Origin of the sequence: Nocardia fusca NBRC 14340, from assembly GCF_001618425.1 — a bacterium.
In the GTDB taxonomy this organism is placed as follows: domain Bacteria; phylum Actinomycetota; class Actinomycetes; order Mycobacteriales; family Mycobacteriaceae; genus Nocardia; species Nocardia fusca.
Genome location: NZ_BDCU01000022.1, coordinates 227,857 through 243,716 on the forward strand (window position 1 = coordinate 227,857; position 15,860 = coordinate 243,716).

Annotated in this window: 14 protein-coding genes, 1 tRNA gene and 1 pseudogene; 7 read left to right on the forward strand and 9 right to left on the reverse strand. The window is 68.0% G+C overall.

Going from position 1 to position 15,860, the window contains the following annotated elements; genetic code table 11:
- Nucleotides 1-6: 6 nt before the first annotated feature.
- The 3 genes from NF4_RS13890 to aceE form a co-directional block, all read right to left on the reverse strand.
- Entirely contained in the window at nt 7-921 is a 915-nt protein-coding gene (locus NF4_RS13890; RefSeq protein ID WP_063127761.1) for an ACP S-malonyltransferase, read from the reverse strand.
- 128 nt (nt 922-1,049) lie between these two features.
- On the reverse strand, nt 1,050-2,384 hold the full coding sequence (locus NF4_RS13895; RefSeq protein ID WP_063127817.1) for a PucR family transcriptional regulator: 1,335 nt from the start codon (nt 2,382-2,384) through the stop codon (nt 1,050-1,052).
- A 10-nt stretch (nt 2,385-2,394) separates the two neighbouring features.
- Entirely contained in the window at nt 2,395-5,352 is a 2,958-nt protein-coding gene (gene aceE / locus NF4_RS13900; protein ID WP_439956754.1) for a pyruvate dehydrogenase (acetyl-transferring), homodimeric type, read from the reverse strand.
- Between the two features lie 96 nt (nt 5,353-5,448).
- On the opposite strand from aceE, the gene NF4_RS13905 reads away from it, so the two are divergent.
- The 6 genes and pseudogenes from NF4_RS13905 to NF4_RS39265 all read left to right on the forward strand — a co-directional run.
- Nucleotides 5,449-6,003 carry an Rv2240c family protein gene (locus tag NF4_RS13905; protein ID WP_063127763.1) on the forward strand — a complete coding sequence of 185 codons (555 nt, stop codon included), beginning with the start codon at nt 5,449-5,451 and terminating at the stop codon, nt 6,001-6,003.
- 129 nt (nt 6,004-6,132) lie between these two features.
- A complete protein-coding gene (locus NF4_RS13910; RefSeq protein ID WP_030524044.1) occupies nt 6,133-6,555 on the forward strand; it encodes a DUF3052 domain-containing protein in 423 nt (140 codons plus the stop codon).
- A 64-nt stretch (nt 6,556-6,619) separates the two neighbouring features.
- Nucleotides 6,620-7,084 carry a peroxiredoxin gene (locus NF4_RS13915; RefSeq protein ID WP_063059853.1) on the forward strand — a complete coding sequence of 155 codons (465 nt, stop codon included), beginning with the start codon at nt 6,620-6,622 and terminating at the stop codon, nt 7,082-7,084.
- Between the two features lie 31 nt (nt 7,085-7,115).
- Nucleotides 7,116-7,187: transfer RNA gene (locus tag NF4_RS13920), tRNA-Val, on the forward strand.
- Nucleotides 7,188-7,194: 7 nt separating this feature from the next.
- The gene (locus NF4_RS39260) at nt 7,195-7,308 is read left to right on the forward strand and encodes a DUF2332 domain-containing protein (protein WP_232330455.1); all 114 of its coding nucleotides are present in this window, start codon (nt 7,195-7,197) and stop codon (nt 7,306-7,308) included.
- A gap of 20 nt (nt 7,309-7,328) precedes the next feature.
- Nucleotides 7,329-7,581 (forward strand): annotated as a pseudogene (locus NF4_RS39265) (DUF2332 family protein); the annotation flags it as partial.
- A gap of 437 nt (nt 7,582-8,018) precedes the next feature.
- Here the strand turns inward: NF4_RS39265 and NF4_RS13925 are convergent.
- From NF4_RS13925 to NF4_RS13950, 6 genes are all read right to left on the reverse strand, one after another.
- Nucleotides 8,019-9,266 carry an MFS transporter gene (locus tag NF4_RS13925; RefSeq protein WP_198165329.1) on the reverse strand — a complete coding sequence of 416 codons (1,248 nt, stop codon included), beginning with the start codon at nt 9,264-9,266 and terminating at the stop codon, nt 8,019-8,021.
- Nucleotides 9,267-9,343: 77 nt separating this feature from the next.
- Nucleotides 9,344-9,961 carry a TetR/AcrR family transcriptional regulator gene (locus NF4_RS13930; protein WP_063127764.1) on the reverse strand — a complete coding sequence of 206 codons (618 nt, stop codon included), beginning with the start codon at nt 9,959-9,961 and terminating at the stop codon, nt 9,344-9,346.
- 78 nt (nt 9,962-10,039) lie between these two features.
- Nucleotides 10,040-10,573 (reverse strand): DUF3145 domain-containing protein, encoded by a 534-nt coding sequence (locus tag NF4_RS13935; RefSeq protein WP_063127819.1) that lies wholly within the window; start codon nt 10,571-10,573, stop codon nt 10,040-10,042.
- 96 nt (nt 10,574-10,669) lie between these two features.
- Nucleotides 10,670-11,500: a serine hydrolase domain-containing protein gene (locus tag NF4_RS13940; protein WP_063127765.1), complete on the reverse strand. Its 831-nt coding sequence runs from the start codon at nt 11,498-11,500 to the stop codon at nt 10,670-10,672.
- Between the two features lie 284 nt (nt 11,501-11,784).
- Entirely contained in the window at nt 11,785-12,915 is a 1,131-nt protein-coding gene (locus NF4_RS13945; RefSeq protein ID WP_039823507.1) for an NDMA-dependent alcohol dehydrogenase, read from the reverse strand.
- Between the two features lie 304 nt (nt 12,916-13,219).
- Nucleotides 13,220-14,284: a phosphotransferase family protein gene (locus NF4_RS13950; protein WP_084533110.1), complete on the reverse strand. Its 1,065-nt coding sequence runs from the start codon at nt 14,282-14,284 to the stop codon at nt 13,220-13,222.
- Nucleotides 14,285-14,363: 79 nt separating this feature from the next.
- Here NF4_RS13950 and pabB point away from each other — a divergent pair, with 79 nt between their 5' ends.
- The gene (gene pabB, locus NF4_RS13955; protein ID WP_084533111.1) at nt 14,364-15,836 is read left to right on the forward strand and encodes an aminodeoxychorismate synthase component I; all 1,473 of its coding nucleotides are present in this window, start codon (nt 14,364-14,366) and stop codon (nt 15,834-15,836) included.
- Nucleotides 15,837-15,860: the final 24 nt, after the last annotated feature.

Here is a 15,860-nt window from a genome sequence, read left to right on the forward strand (position 1 = left end):
GGCAAGCTAGCCGGAGCTCGTGAGCTCGGCCAGCGCGGGTATGTCCTCCGGGGTCTTCAGCGCCAGGTTCGGGGTGCCTTTGAGTTCCCGTTTGGCAATGCCGACGAGGGTTCCCGCCGGTGGCAACTCCGCCACCGCCGAAACACCGGCCTGCCGGACGGTTTCGGTGCACAGGTCCCACCGGACGGGCCGGGTGACCTGCGCGGCGAGCTTGGCCACCGCGTCCGCGCCGGACTCGACCGGCTTGCCGTCGGCGTTCGACAGCAAGGGGCGAGTCGGCTCGTGCGGGGTGATGTCGGCGATCGCCGCCGCCACCGCCTGTTGAGCGGGAGCCATGAACTCGGTGTGGAACGCGCCCGCCACGGGAAGCGCCCGCACCCGGGCCTTCTCCGGCGGATTCGCGGCCAGTTCGGCCAGTGCGTCCAGGCGTCCCGCCGCCACGATCTGACCGGTGGCGTTGCGGTTGGCCGGGACCAGTTCCAGTTCTTCGAGCCGTGCCAGCACAGCGGCCTCGTCGCCGCCGAGCACCGCGGACATACCAGTTGCCTCCAGCGCGCACGCCTTCGCCATTTCGGCACCGCGGATGGCTGCCAGCGTAACTGCTTGGTCGGCGGAGATCACGCCGGCGACCGCCGCGGCGGCGAGTTCGCCCACCGAGTGGCCGGCCACGAGGGTGTCTGCCGGTACCCGCGTCTCGCCGATTTCGGCGAAGGCGAGCAGCGCGGCGGCCACCACGAGCGGCTGGGTCACCGCGGTGTCGGTGATCTCTTCGGCGGTCGCTTCGGTCCCGAGCCGGATCAGATCCAGACCGGATTCCTTCGACCACAGTGCGAGGCGGTCACGAGCGCCGGGCAGGTCGAGCCAAGGCGCGAGCATGCCGGGTGTCTGAGAGCCCTGTCCAGGGGCGAACAACGCGATCACGTACCTAAGAAAACACTGTGAGACCGTATTTGCGAGATGTCGACGTGAATAGAGCTTCCGGACAGCTTTTGTATGGTCTCCACAAAAGCCCGCGTGGTGTGTCCGGATCGACCGAATCGGGGTTCGCGTTACAGCCCGTCTTTGTCCAATGGGACAAAAGAGTCCTCTGGGGTTTGTGATGACGATTCGTTACGCGTTCGTGTCAAACGACCCACTGTGGCCGCGATTCGTAACACATACGCATCCCGCGGGTTGAGCGGGTCACGACCGGTTACTTCCCCGATGCGCTTCAGGCGATACCGCACAGTATTTGGATGAACGTACAGTTGACGCGCACACATCTCGACCGCACCGCCGCATTCCAGGTAGGCATCCAGGGTGTCCGCCAGGGCGGAACCGGCAGAAGCCAACGGAAGGACAAGGTACTCGACGAGCGCGTCGACCGCAGCTCGATCGCCGAGCAACGCCCGTTCCGGCAGTAGCTCCATGGCGTGGACCGGGCGCGGCGCCTCCCGCCAGCCGATCACCGCCTCCATCCCGGCGAGCGCCTCCAGGGCGCTGCTGTGCGCGGCGCCGAGGGTGCGCGTGGTCGGCCCGATCACCACCGGACCGTCCGAGAACGCCTCGGTGAGCAGATCGGCCATGAACGGCGAGGTGTGCAGGGTATCGCCCAGGGGACCGCTCACCACCATCACCAGACGGGCGCCCTGCACCACCGCAAGCGCCGCCCGTCCGTGCCGGGCCGCGATGGTGTGTACCGCGCCGACCACCGACACACCCTGATCCCGGGGAGGCGTACCCACCAGCACCGTCGCGGGTGCGGTCGCGTCCCAGTTCAAGGTGGCCGCCCGGGAGAGCATGTCGGGACCGGTGTCGCCGCGCACCACCGCGTCCACCACCAGCGCTTCGAGCCGGGTATCCCAGGCGCCTCGGGATTCGGCCGCGCTGGCGTACACCGAGGCGGCCGCGAAACCGAGCTCACGCCCGTATCGCAGCACCGCCTCGGTGAGCGCGACCAGTTGCCGGTCGTTACGCGCCAGCGCGGGCAGCCACTGTTCGAAGAACTCCATGGCCACCCGCACCATGTCCACGGTCTGCCGCAGCGTCAGCCGCCGCGCCAGATCCTGCGGGATGACCTGGAAGGCATCCAGGCTGAACCGGATATCGCTATCCGGGTCCTGGAGCCATTCCAGGAAGTTGACCACCGCGGTCTGCACCAGCATCTGCACGCCGGCCCGCTGCGCGGCGTCCAGATCGGCGAAGAACGGCAGCCGATCCTGCATCGACCCCACGGCTTCGGTGGACAGCCGCCCGGAGAACTGCTTGACGCGTTTGAGCAGCGTGTCCGGTAGTGGGTCGCGGGTCTGCCGGTTCGGCGACAGCGCGCCGGTCGGCAGGTACACCTCGTGCTCGCTGGAGCCCTCGGAGACCCGGCGCGGACGTGGTGGTCTGCGTTCGATCATCGAACCGCCGTCACTCCGCGTCTCCGGCGCCGCCCGCGGTGAACTCCGGCGCGGCCGACACATCGTCGATGCGGTACCGGGCGGCGGCCTCGGCGGCCTTCGCCGGATCCAGCTTGCCGATCCGGCCCAGTCCGGCCAGGGCGGCGACCACGATGGATTCCGCGTCGACATTGAAGACCCGGCGCGCGGCCGGCCGGGTATCGGAGAACCCGAATCCGTCGGTGCCCAGCGTGGTGAAATCGCCCGGAACCCATTTACGGATCTGATCCGGTACCGCGCGCATCCAGTCGGTGGCGGCCACGAACGGGCCCTGTGCGTCGGCCAGCGCCCGGGCCACGTACGGCTGCCCCGGATCCTCACCCGGGTGGTGCAGCGCCTCGATCTCGAGTTCGAGGGCCTCCCGGCGCAGCTGACCCCAGGAGGTCACCGACCAGACGTCGGCGGCCACACCCCAGTGGTCGGCCAGCAACTGCTGGGCCCGCAGCCCGTCGGGCACGGTGACACCGGAGACCAGGATCTGCGCCCGGACCTCACCGGCGCCGCCCTTCTTGTACAGGTACAGGCCCTTGAGCAGACCGTCCACGTCGAGATCCTCGGGCTCGGCGGGCTGCTGGTAGGGCTCGTTGTAAAGGGTGAGGTAGTAGAAGATGTTCTCCCCACCGAACCCGTCCACACCCGGCGTCCCGCCGTACATCCGGCGCAGGCCGTCGCGCACGATATGGGCGATCTCGAAGGAGAATGCCGGATCGTAGGAGACCACCGCCGGGTTCGTGGCCGCGAGCAGCAACGAATGGCCGTCGTTGTGCTGCAGGCCCTCACCGGTCAGGGTGGTCCGGCCGGCCGTCGCGCCGAGGACGAAACCGCGGGCGAGCTGATCGGCGGCGGCCCACAGCCCGTCACCGGTGCGCTGGAACCCGAACATCGAATAGAAGATGTAGAGCGGGATCATCGGCTCGCCGTGGGTGGCGTAGGAGGTACCGACCGCGGTGAACGACGCGGTGGAACCGGCCTCGTTGATGCCCTCGTGCAGGATCTGCCCGACCGCGCTCTCCTTGTAGGCGAGCATCAGTTCCGCGTCGACCGACGTGTAGAGCTGGCCGTTGCGGTTGTAGATCTTCAGCGAGGGGAACCACGAGTCCATACCGAAGGTGCGGGCCTCGTCGGGGATGATCGGCACGATGCGCTTGCCGATCTCGGGATCGCGCAGCAGTTCCTTCATCAGCCGCACCAGCGCCATCGTGGTCGCCACGTTCTGCTTGCCCGAACCCTTGCGCACCGATTTATACGCGTCGTCACCGGGCAGTTTCAGCGGTGCGACATTCGTACGCCGCTCCGGCAGGAACCCGCCCAGGGCCTTGCGGCGATCCAGCATGTACTGGATCTCCTTGGTCTCCCGGCCCGGGTGGTAGTACGGGGGCAGGTACGGATCCTTCTCCAGCTCGGCATCGCTGATCGGGATCCGCTGCAGGTCGCGGAAGTCCTTGAGATCCTGCAGGGTCAGCTTCTTCATCTGGTGGGTCGCGTTGCGGCCCTCGAAATGCTTACCGAGGGTGTAGCCCTTGATGGTCTTGGCCAGGATCACCGTCGGCTGGCCCTTGTGCGCCAGCGCCGCCGCGTAGGCCGCGTACACCTTGCGGTAGTCGTGCCCGCCGCGCTTGAGGTTCCAGATCTCCTGATCCGACAGGTCCTGCACCAGCGCCTTGGTGCGCGGGTCGCGGCCGAAGAAATGGTCGCGGACGTAGGCGCCGTCGTTGGCCTTGTAGGTCTGGTAGTCGCCGTCGGGCGTGGTGTTCATCAGGTTCACCAGCGCACCGTCGCGGTCGGCGCCCAGCAGCGCGTCCCACTCCCGGCCCCAGATCACCTTGATGACATTCCAGCCGGCGCCGCGGAAGAACGACTCCAGTTCCTGGATGATCTTGCCGTTACCGCGGACCGGGCCGTCGAGGCGCTGCAGGTTGCAGTTCACCACGAAGGTCAGATTGTCCAGACCCTCCAGGGCCGCCACATGGGCGAGACCGCGCGATTCGGGTTCATCCATCTCACCGTCGCCGAGAAACGCCCACACGTGCTGATCGGAGGTGTCCTTGATCCCGCGATCGTGCAGGTAGTGGTTGAACCGCGCCTGGTAGATGGCGTTCATCGGGCCCAGGCCCATCGACACCGTGGGGAATTCCCAGAAATCGCTCAGCAGCCGCGGATGCGGATACGACGGCAGGCCCTTGCCGAGTCCGCCGTGGCTGTACTCCTGGCGGAAACCGTCGAGCTGATCGGTGCTCAGCCGGCCCTCGAGGAAGGCGCGGGCATAGATACCGGGCGAGGCGTGACCCTGGATGAAGATCGAATCGCCGCCGCCGGGATGGTCCTTGCCGCGGAAGAAGTGGTTGAACCCGACCTCGTAGAGCGCCGCGGAGGACGCGTAGGTGGAGATGTGCCCGCCGACGCCGATACCCGGGCGCTGCGCGCGATGCACCATGATCGCCGCGTTCCAGCGGATCCAGGCCCGGAAGCGCCGCTCGGTCTCCTCGTCGCCGGGGAACCAGGGCTCGTTCTCGGTCGGGATGGTGTTGACGTAATCGGTGGACGTCAGCGAAGGAATGGAGACCCGCCGCTCACCGGCGCGTTCGAGCATCCGGAGCATCAGGTAGCGGGCACGGCCGGGACCTTCGCGCTCGAGCATCTCGTCGAACGACTCGAGCCATTCGCTGGTCTCCTCCGGATCTATATCCGGTAGGTAAGAGGCCACTCCTTCACGAATCACACGGACTCGGCCACCGGCGGGCGCGCCGTTGGCGTCGCGAGGGGTGGGAGCGGAACCCGGCACAGCGGATTCCGCCGGGACGCCAGAGTGGATCAGATCGGTCAAAACTGCTCCTCGTACAGGGGGTGGTCGAGCTGATGGCTGCGGTGACCCTGAGTGGCCCGCTGGTGTGCGGATCACTCGTGACGACTTTTCCGGGCGCGCCCGCATCCTCGCGTGGCGCGTCCCACATCATCATGTCAGTCGCCGATCCAGTACCGTTCGACAGGCACGTCTCACTGCGGTTACCGAGGAGTCGGGAGGACGATGGAAGGGCTGGACCCGCGCCGTTTCGGACTGGTGTGCGCCGCGACGGCCCTGGTGGCAGGCGCCGCCGTGGCCGGCTGCGCGCAGCAGGTGGAAGGTATCGCCACGCCGAACGCGGCCGAGGCGACCTCCTATCGGGAATACGCCTCGTCCTCGTCCGCCGCCGCCACCTCGTCGCAGATCGCGGCCGCCCGGGACAAGGCCATCTCCGACAACTGCACGCTCTTCCCCGGCACGACCGGGGTCGGGGTGAGCAAGTACAACGAGTTCGTCGACGCCCACGACAACGACGCTCCCGACTACGACGCCAAACGCGACGGCGCCGTGACCGCGCTCGAGGACGCCGCCAAACAGGTCGAGGGCGGAGTGAACACCGCGGGCCCGCAGCTGCCCGAGGAACTGCGGACGAAGTTCGTCGCCTACGTCGACTCGGCCCGGGCCCTCGCCCAGGCCACCCGGGAGATGACCTACACCTCCCCCGTCGGTCCGCTCAACGACGCCAGCAAGCGCGTCAACGACGCGCGCAACGCGGTACGCGATGCCTGCCCCAAGTAACGCGGATCGCCCGTCACCAGCGGTTTCCCGCGACATCGAAAATTCGATCCACCCGATCGGCTTGCGTTAGGGCCGATAACCATGTTCGCTTGCAGATATCTGTAGTCGGGAGTTGAGGAGGACGCCACCGTGGTCGCCGCGGCGGACGATCAGAATTTCGCTCAGAAGCTTGGCATCACCCACGGCATGGTTGTCCAGGAGCTGGGCTGGGACGAGGACACCAACGACGACCTCCGGGCCGACGTCGAGGAGACCTCCGGCAGTGAACTGCTGGACGAGGACTCCGACGAGGTCATCGATGTCGTCCTGCTGTGGTGGCGGGACGGCGACGGGGACCTGGTCGACGAACTGATGGAGGCGATCGGCCCACTCGCCGACGACGGCTTCATCTGGGTGCTCACCCCCAAGACCGGTAACGATGGCCATGTCGATCCCAGTGAGATCGCCGAGGCCGCACCCACCGCGGGGCTCACCCAGACCTCCGCCATCAAACTCGGTGAGTGGTCCGCCAGCCGGCTGGTGCAGCCCAAGGCACCCACCAAGCAGCGCTGAGCCGCCCATAGCTGTCCGCGCACCCCGCTGCGGGGTGCGCGCACCCGAGATCTGGAGGATTCCTATGCCCCTAGAGGTCGGCGCCCAGGCGCCGGAGTTCACCCTCAAGGACCAGAACAATCAGGAAGTCTCGCTGTCGGACTACCGCGGCGAGAAGAACGTCCTGATCGTCTTCTACCCGCTCGCCTTCACCGGCATCTGCCAGGGCGAGCTGTGCAAGGTCCGCGACGAACTGCCGCGGTTCCAGAACGACAACACCGAGATCCTCGCGATCTCCGTCGGCCCGCCGCCCACCCACAAGATCTGGGCGGCCGAACAGGGCTACACCTTCCCGCTGCTGTCGGACTTCTGGCCGCACGGCGCGGTGGCCCAGCAGTACGGCGTCTTCAACGACGTGACGGGTTTCGCCAACCGCGGCACCTTCGTCGTGGACCGCGAGGGAATCATCCGTTTCGCGGAGATGAACGGCCCCGGAGAGCCCCGTGACCAGGCGGCTTGGGAGAAAGCGCTCGCCGCGCTAGATTCATAGACCGTTCCCCCGGACACGCTCCGGGGGTCCCGGGCGTATAGCTCAGCGGTAGAGCTCTGGTTTTACACACCAGCGGTCGGGGGTTCGAACCCCTCTGCGCCCACAAAACTATGAGCACGGCACAGCGATATCGGCGATTCGCACAACTGGAAGCGCACGAATCCTCGCCCGCCTACGAACGGCTCGGGCTGGGCATCGCACGCACCACCACATCGACCCAGTAGCGGGGCCGTCGCCGGTCCTGTTGACCTGTGCCACCACCGGCAACCCACCCCTACCCGACAGGCTTCCTACCATCGCGTACCGCGCGGGCATCGACCTCGATCCACTCGACGTCACCGACGACAACCACATGGCGTGGCTCGACAGCCTCATCTGGCCCGAACACCACGCCCGCCGCGAACGCCTCCGCCATCGCCCGAGACGATCCACCTCATCTCGTCCGCGGCGACCTCGACGCCGCCATCGCCGACCTGGTTCACCACGCCCCTTCCGACACGACGGTTGTCGTTTTCCACAGCGCTGTGCTCAACTACGTCGATCTCAGCGCCCGCGCGCCTTCGAAGACACCGTCCGAGCACTGCCGTGCCACTGGATCGAAAACAAAGGGCCTGGCGCCCTTCCGGGAATCATCCGCCGGCTCACGACATCCGTCGGGCACATCGGTGGACGGTTCGTCGTTTCCTTCGACGGCCACCCGGTCGCACTCGCCGGAGGGCACGTACAGTCTCTCGACTGGCTCGGCTGAACCACCGGGAACGCCACCGCACCCGACGAATGCCCACGCACCGACAATTCCCCGCCGGCGAGGTCCGTCGCCCGGTTCGATTCCAGCGGGCCGATGGTGTTGTGGGCCTTTCAATGCGTCGGCCAGATCAGACACCACAGGAGCACGAGGAACGGTGCGATGCCGAGCAGGGGAGCTACCGAACCCTCACGCGTTCACGTACCGGGTCTCCTCCCGCGCGGCAGGCTCGGGGTCGGCACCGTGGCGCAGGTACGGGGAGCGCAGGGCCGGCAGGATCGCGGCGACCGCGAGTACGGCGAGCACGATGCCGAGGACCAGCGGCGCCCGGAGTCCGTGAGCGGGCAGGAGACTCGAACCGACGGCCGAGCCGAGGATCACCCCGAGCGTGATGAAGGAGGTGTGCACCGTGTTCACCAGGACCCCCGTGCCGCCCGCGCGCTGCACCCGCACGGCCATGGCCGGGTTCATCGTCACGCCGACGAGCCCGACCCCGAGCATGAAGACCACCGCCGCGGGCTTGGACGCGGTGCAGGCCGCGAAACCGGTGAGGAACACGATATTGAGCAGTGTGCCGATCAGCAGCGTGGCGACGGTGTGGCGATCCGCGAAGCGCCCCACGACGGCATTGCCCACCACCGTCGCGGCACCGTAGGCCAGGAGCAGCAGGGGCACCGCGCTGTCGGCGAACCCACTGATCCGGGTGAGTACCGGGGTGAGAAAGCTGAAGACGGAGAAGGTCGCGCCGATGATCAGCGTGCTGGAGACGAGAGCGAGCAGCAGTTGGGGGCGGCGGAAGGCACGGAGTTCGGCGGCCGGTGACTCGGCGGCCGGGCCGTCTCCGGCGCCCGGCCGGCCCGGGTCGCGGACGAAGGCCAGGGTGAGGGCGGCGGCGAACGCGGTGAGCACCGCCACCGTCCAGAAGGCCGCCTGCCAGCCGAGGCGGCCGCCGATGAAGGTGGCCAGCGGCAGTCCGAGCAGGGTGCCCAGCATGAGTCCGCTCATCGCCACGGATACCGCGCGGCCCAGCAACTGTTCGTCGACGAGCCGCATGCACAGCGATACCGCGAGGCCGAAGAACGCCTGGGCGGCGACACCGGTGACGATCCGGGCGACCACCATCACCGCGTATGAGGAGGCCAGGGCCGCCAGCAGGTTTCCGGCGAGGAAGATCGCGAAGACGATCATGAGCGCGGGTTTCGGGGAAATCCGGAGCAGCGCCGCGACGAGCACCGGGCCGCCGAGCGCCATGGCGGCGGCGAAAACCGTGACCAGGTAGCCGATTCGGTCGATACCGGTGTGCAGGCTCTCGGCCAGTTGCGGCATCAGGCCCGCCACTGCGAATTCGCTGGTCACCATGGCGAAAATGCCTGCGGCCAGGACGTAGACGGCGGCGGGAACCGCGGCGGTACGCGCGGCGGGGAGGGTCGGTGGCACGGGAGGTTCTCCTGGGTTCTGTAATGATCGATACAAAATTCGGGCGCGAAAACGGCGGCGATCGGCTTCTCAACGGTTCAGTCGTTCGCCGGATCGGGCCGCAGCGCGCGCAGCGTGGCCGTGATGATCTCCCCGGACCACGGGGCCGCGACCCGGCCCTGCGAGGAGATACGCAGACCGGCGACCGCCGAGTTCACGAAAGCGGCGAGCCCTTCGGCGGACACGCTTTTCGTGACCTCCCCGGCGGCCTGACCCGCCCGCAGGACGGCACTCAGCAATTCCAGCCGGGCGGCGGTATCCCGGCCGATCCGCTCGACATTCTTCTCGTGCACGGGATCGTCGGCCAGTTCGGCCACCGTGTTCACCGCCAGGCAACCCCGCGGCGCCCCGGACCCGGCCCGTTCGACCTCCTCGGCCACGACCCGGCGCAACAGCACCTCGATACGTTCGACGGTGCCGAGCGAACCATCACCGATGATCTCCTCCGCGCGCGCCAGGGTGCTCTCCAGATAGGCATCGAGGCACTGCGCGAAGAGTTCGTCCTTGCTACCGAAGGTGTTGTACAGGCTGCTGCGTCCCAGCCCCGTGACCCGGCAGAGATCCTCCGCACTGGTGGCGTGCAGGCCGGCGCGCTGGAACTGACTCGTGGCGGCCGCGAGCACCTTCTCGTGTTCGAAGCTGCGTGGTCTGGCCATGCGCCGACCATAACGCATTATGTAACGAACTGTCCATAACCCGTTGGGCCGGGCCCGGCCGTCCGACGTGCGCGCTCGTCAGCCGACGTCGCGACGCAGCCAGGTGACCTCGGCGCCCTCGCTGCCGGTCCGGTAGACCTCCAGATCCTCGTCCCAGGCCGTACCCAGCGCCCGATCCAGTTCGCCGGCCAGATCGAACCCGGCGTACCGGCCCAGTTCACGGTCGGCCTGCAGCAGGACCCGCAGGCGCATCTCCCCCACCATCACGTCCCCGTTGGCGCTGGTGGAGCCGTGCCACAGGCCCAGCGACGGCACGAAACTGTACCGCTCCCCGTCGACCCCCTCGCTGGGATCCTCGGTCACCTCGAAACGCAGAACCGGCCAGGAACGCAGCGACTGCGCGATACGGGACGCGGTACCGGCCGGGCCGACCCATTCGGTCGTTGCCCGGAGTTGGCCGGGGGCGGCGGGCTGCGCCGTCCAGCGCAGCGAGGCCGGAGCCCCGAGAGCGGCCGCGAGCGCCCATTCGATATGCGGGCACAGCGCGGCGGGCGACGAGTGGATGTACACCACACCCGCCGTTGTCTCCGCGTATCGGGACGATCCGCGCACCACGTACACCTCCGGTTTCGACGATGCTCGTCTTCCCCAACGGGTCCGTCGAAAAGGCGTTGCCCGAGTGTACTCGAGTGCCCGGTGTTACACGTGTTACTTCACTTTCGCGTTGCGCGCGAGTGTTGCCTCCGCGATGACCGAATCACTGAACGGAGGCCATACTTCGCGCGACCAGTCGCCGAAATTCTCGTCGCTCAAGGCCACACACGCCACGCGGGGGCGCGGATCCACCCACAGGAACGTCCCGGACTGCCCGAAATGACCGAAGGTCTCGGGCGAATTGGTGGCGCCGGTCCAGTGCGGCGACTTCCCGTCCTTGATCTCGAAGCCCAGGCCCCAATCGTTGGGCCGCTGCGAGCCGAAACCCGGCAGGACACCGTCGCTGCCCGGGAACTGGACGCTGGTGGCCTCCGCGAGGGTCTGCGCCGAGATCAGGCGCGGTTCGAGAAGTTCGGCGGCGAAACGCAACAGGTCGGCGAGGGTGGAATTCGCGCCGTGCCCGGCCGAGCCGGTCAATTCCGAATCGACCATGCCGAGCGGTTCGAAGACGCCCTCGCGCAGATACTCCGGGAAAGGGATTCCGGTGTGTTCGGCGACCGTGTCGGCCAGCAGTTCGAAACCGGCGCTCGAATAGATCCGTTTGGCACCGGGCCGGGCCAGGATATCGGTGGTGTCGAAGGCCACGCCGGAGGTATGGGCCAGCAGGTGCCGGACGGTCGCGCCGGGCGGTCCGGCGGGCTGATCGAGCTCGATCGCCCCCTCCTCCACGGCGACCAGCACCGCGTAGGCGGCCAGGGGTTTGGTGACCGACGCCAGGCGGTAAACGCGGTCCGCTTCACCGGCCGACCAGCGCCCGTCCCGGGTGATCACACCCGCCGAGGCATGCCTGACCGGCCATTCCTGGATCTGCTCGAGTGCGCGCACACCCCGAGGTTACGAGACGGAACCGGGGCCGCGGAACCCGGCCGAGCAGTTACCGGAGAACGGTGGAATGCCGCCACACGCCGACGGTCGGCCCGGGTCACGCAAATGCGCTGCGGCGGAGTAGATCACCAGGTCGTACGCGTCAGCGGGCCGCGCGGATCGGTTCATCCCGCGCCGGCCGGCGGGGTACATCAGGTGGGGAAATCAGAGCGACGCAGCGGGCGAGCACGGGGTGGGCCGGTGAGGGGTCGGCCCACCCGGGAACGCGCGGATACGCTCGCCGATCAGCGGTCGGCGTCGGTGTACTTGATGATGCCGCGGATGTTCTTGCCGTCCAGCATGTCCTTGTAGCCCTGGTTCACGTCCTCCAGGGAGTAGCTACGGGTGACCATATCGTCCAGGTTCAGCTGGCCGGCCTTGTACATGGACAGCAGGCGTGGAATGTCCTGGCGGGCATTGCCGCCGCCGAAGATGCAGCCCTTGACCGTCTTCTGGAGCATGCAGAGCAGGAAGTTGTTCATCTTCACATCGGCAGCGTCCATCCGTCCCATGGAGGTGACGACCAGGGTGCCCGCCTTCGCGGTGAGGATCAGGCCCTCTTCGATGTATTCGCCCTGCATCTCGCCCATGGTGAGAATGACCTTGTCGGCCATCCGGCCCTCGGTCGCCTCCATCAACGGCATGATCGCCTCGGCCATGCTGGCATAGGTGTGGGTGGCGCCGAACTTTTTGGCCTGCTCGAGTTTCCACGGGTTCGGGTCGATGGCGACGACCTTCTGCGCCCCGGAGAGCACCGCGCCCTGCAGCGCGCTCATCCCGACGCCGCCGATGCCGACGATGGCCGCGGTATCGCCGGGCATCACATTGGCGACATGGGTGGAGGAGCCGAAACCGGTGGGCACACCGCAGCCGACCAGGCAGGCGACCTCGAACGGGATCTCCGGGTCGATCTTGACCACCGAGCTGTAGTGCACCGTCATGTACGGCGAGAACGTGCCGAGCAGGCACATCGGGATGACGTCCTTGCCGCGGGCCTGGATGCGGTAGCTGCCGTCGCTGATGGACTGCCCGGACAGCAGGCCCATACCGAGATCACAGAGGGCCATGTTCCCCGATACGCACGCCGGACAGCGGCCACAGGCGGGGATGAACGACAGCACCACGTGATCGCCGACGGCGAGGTCGGGCGGGGTGCCGGGGCCCAGTTTGGTGATGACGCCCGCGCCTTCGTGGCCGCCCATGGCCGGGAACGACGGCATCGGGGTGGCACCGGTGACCATATGGTGGTCCGAATGGCACATTCCGGCGGTTTCCAGCTGGATCTGCACCTCACCGGCGCGGGGGTCACCGAGTTCGATTTCCTCGACCGACCACGGTTCGTCGATCCCCCACAGGATCGCGCCCTTCGTCTTCATTCGTGTCCGACCTCTCGCATGCGCGGGCTTTCATGTGACGGCCTCCACACTACGATACGAACTGGAACACGTTCTAGTGGTTTGGCGAAGATTTTCCCGGGAGAACTGGTCAGCCGACCATCGCACGGCGGGCGACGGTGGAAACCCACCGCCGGCCGCCTGCGAGCAACTACCGAATCGTCCGCTTCCACCGCCGATACCACCGGGACCCCGCCTACGGAACAACCCCGCCGCGATACCGCCCGGCCCAGGCCGGGGGAAGCGCCGGCACACGCCGGACGTGCCGAATTGATGAAACCTGTTCTTACTCCATGAGTCCGCGTGCCCGCGCGAAGAGTTCGAGCGTGTTCGCGTGCAGGAACTCACCGACCCGCTTCGGCGCCTTGCCCGCGAAGGACCGCGCGTAGGTGCCCTCGAGCACGATGCCGAGTTTGAAGCAGGCCAGCACCGTGTACCAGGTGACCGCGCTCAGATCCCGATCGGAGAACTTGCCGTAGTGCTCGACCATCTCCGCGCCCGTCGGCAGCGCACCGGCCTCGCCGAGCTTGCCGATCAGCGCCGCTCCGGAGGTGCCCGGTTCGGGCCGGGTCGCGATCTGCCAGCCGAGATCCAGCAGTGGATCGCCGATGGTCGACATCTCCCAGTCGACCAGGGCCGCGACCTCGGGCCGCTCGTAGGAGAACATGATGTTCGCCAGATGGCAGTCGCCGTGCAGGATGCCCGGGGTCCACTCCACCGGACGGTGGCGTTCCAGCCAGTCCGCCACCGCGTCCAGACCCGGTATCTGCGGGCCCGGGTATCCCTCGTTCGCCGAGTACGACTCCAGCTCGTGGGTCCAGCGGCCGACCTGCCGTTCCAGGAAGCCTTCCGGTTTGCCGTAGTCGTCCAGGCCCAGCGCCCGGTAGTCCAGCGCGCCCAGCCGGGCGATGGCCTCCACCGCCGACAGGCCCATCTGCCGGCGGGCCTCGGGGTCCTCGGCGAAGGGAGCGGGCAGCTCGGTCTGCGGGTTGAAGCCCTCGATCGGCTCCATCAGGTAGAAGACCGCGCCCAGCACCGATTCGTCGGGTTCCGCGGCGATCACCCGCGGGGCGCGGACATCGGTATCGGCCAGCGCACCCAGCAGTCGCGCCTCCCGCCGGATGACCTCGTTGCTCTTCGGGCGCAGATGCGCCGGGCCGCGGCGCAGCACGTAGTCGCGCCCACCCCGGGTGAAACGCAGCATGATGTTCTGCGTGCCGCCGCCGAGCGCCGTCACGTCCCGGAACTCACCGCCGGTGAGCCCCCGGTCGTCCATCCAGTTCCCGACCACGGTGAAGTCGACGTGCTCACGATCCACGCCTACCGGCTGCGCAACAGACATGCCTGACATTGTGCCCCACCCGGCCGGATAAACTGCGGGCAACCGACAACAGTTCGATGCCCGCCCGCGGCGTAGGGTTCGGGCCACGATGTCTTTCTCCGTGACCCTCCAGCACCGCGTACTCGAGCGGGCCGTCGACACCGAGGCGGCCTTCCTGCGGTTGTACGGCGCCTCGCCCGCCGCCTTCTGGCTCGACAGCGAGCACGTGGAACCGGGAATGGACCGCTTCTCGTTCCTCGGCGACGCCTCCGGCCCGCTGGCCGAGGTGATCGGCTACCGGGTCGGCAGCGGTACGGTCACCGTCCGCACCGCCGACGGCGGCGTCCGCGAGGTCCGGGGCACCATCCTGGATCATCTGGCCGAAGCGTTGCGAACCAGGCCGGTCCCCCTGCCGGAAGACTTCCCGTTCGATTTCGCGGGGGGCTACGTGGGGTATCTGGGTTACGAGGTCAAGGCCGATTGCGGCGGGTCCGCGGCACACCGCGCCCCGGCGCCCGACGCCCAATGGATCTTCGCCGACCGGGTGGTGGCCGTCGACCATCTCGCCGGCCGCACATATCTGCTCGCCCTGGCCGACGATTCCGGCCGCGCCGCGGCCCAGACCTGGCTGCGCACCACCGCGGCCGTTCTGGAGACACTGCCGACCTGGTCGAACCCGCCCCCGATCACCACGGCGGGCGATGCCGCCGGCCTGGAGGAACACCTGGTCCGCGGCCGGGCACGCTACCTGCGCGATATCGCCGACTGCGGGGCCGCGCTGCGGGCCGGTGAATCGTACGAGATCACGCTGACCGACCAGCTCGTCTTTCCCGCCACATCGGGCGGACTCGACGTCTACCGCACACTGCGCCGGGCCAATCCCGCGCCCTACTCGGCCTACCTGCGGTTCGGCGATCTGGAGATCGCCTGCTCCTCCCCCGAACGCTTCCTGAAGATCGACCGCGACCGGACGGTCGAGACGAAACCGATCAAGGGCACCGCCCGCCGCGACCCCGACCCGATCGTCGACGAACAACTGCGCCGCGCGCTGACCGAGGACCCGAAGACCCGCGCCGAGAACGTGATGATCGTGGACCTGCTGCGCAATGATCTGGGGCGGGTCTGCGAGATCGGCAGTGTGCGGGTCCGCGAACTGCTGGTCACCGAGACCTATTCGACCCTGCACCAGCTGGTCTCGACCGTGCGCGGCACCCTGCGCGCCGATACCGGGGTCGTCGACTGCCTGCGCGCCTGCTTCCCCGGGGGTTCCATGACGGGGGCGCCCAAGATCCGCACCATGCAGATCATCGACACCCTGGAAACCCGGGCGCGCGGGGTGTATTCGGGGACGATCGGTTTCCTGGGGCTGGGCGGCACGGCCGACCTCAATATCGTCATTCGCACCGCGGTGCGCTATGCCGGGACCTGGCAGATCGGTGCCGGCGGAGCCATCGTGCTGGACTCGGTGGCCGCGGCGGAATACGACGAGATGCTGCTCAAGGCCGCGGCGGTGTACCGGGCCCTGGCCACCGGCCCGGTCGGCGCCGCCGCGCCGGCCACCGAGGTCACCGCCGCCGGATGAGCGCCGCGGGCCGGCCGAGAAGTA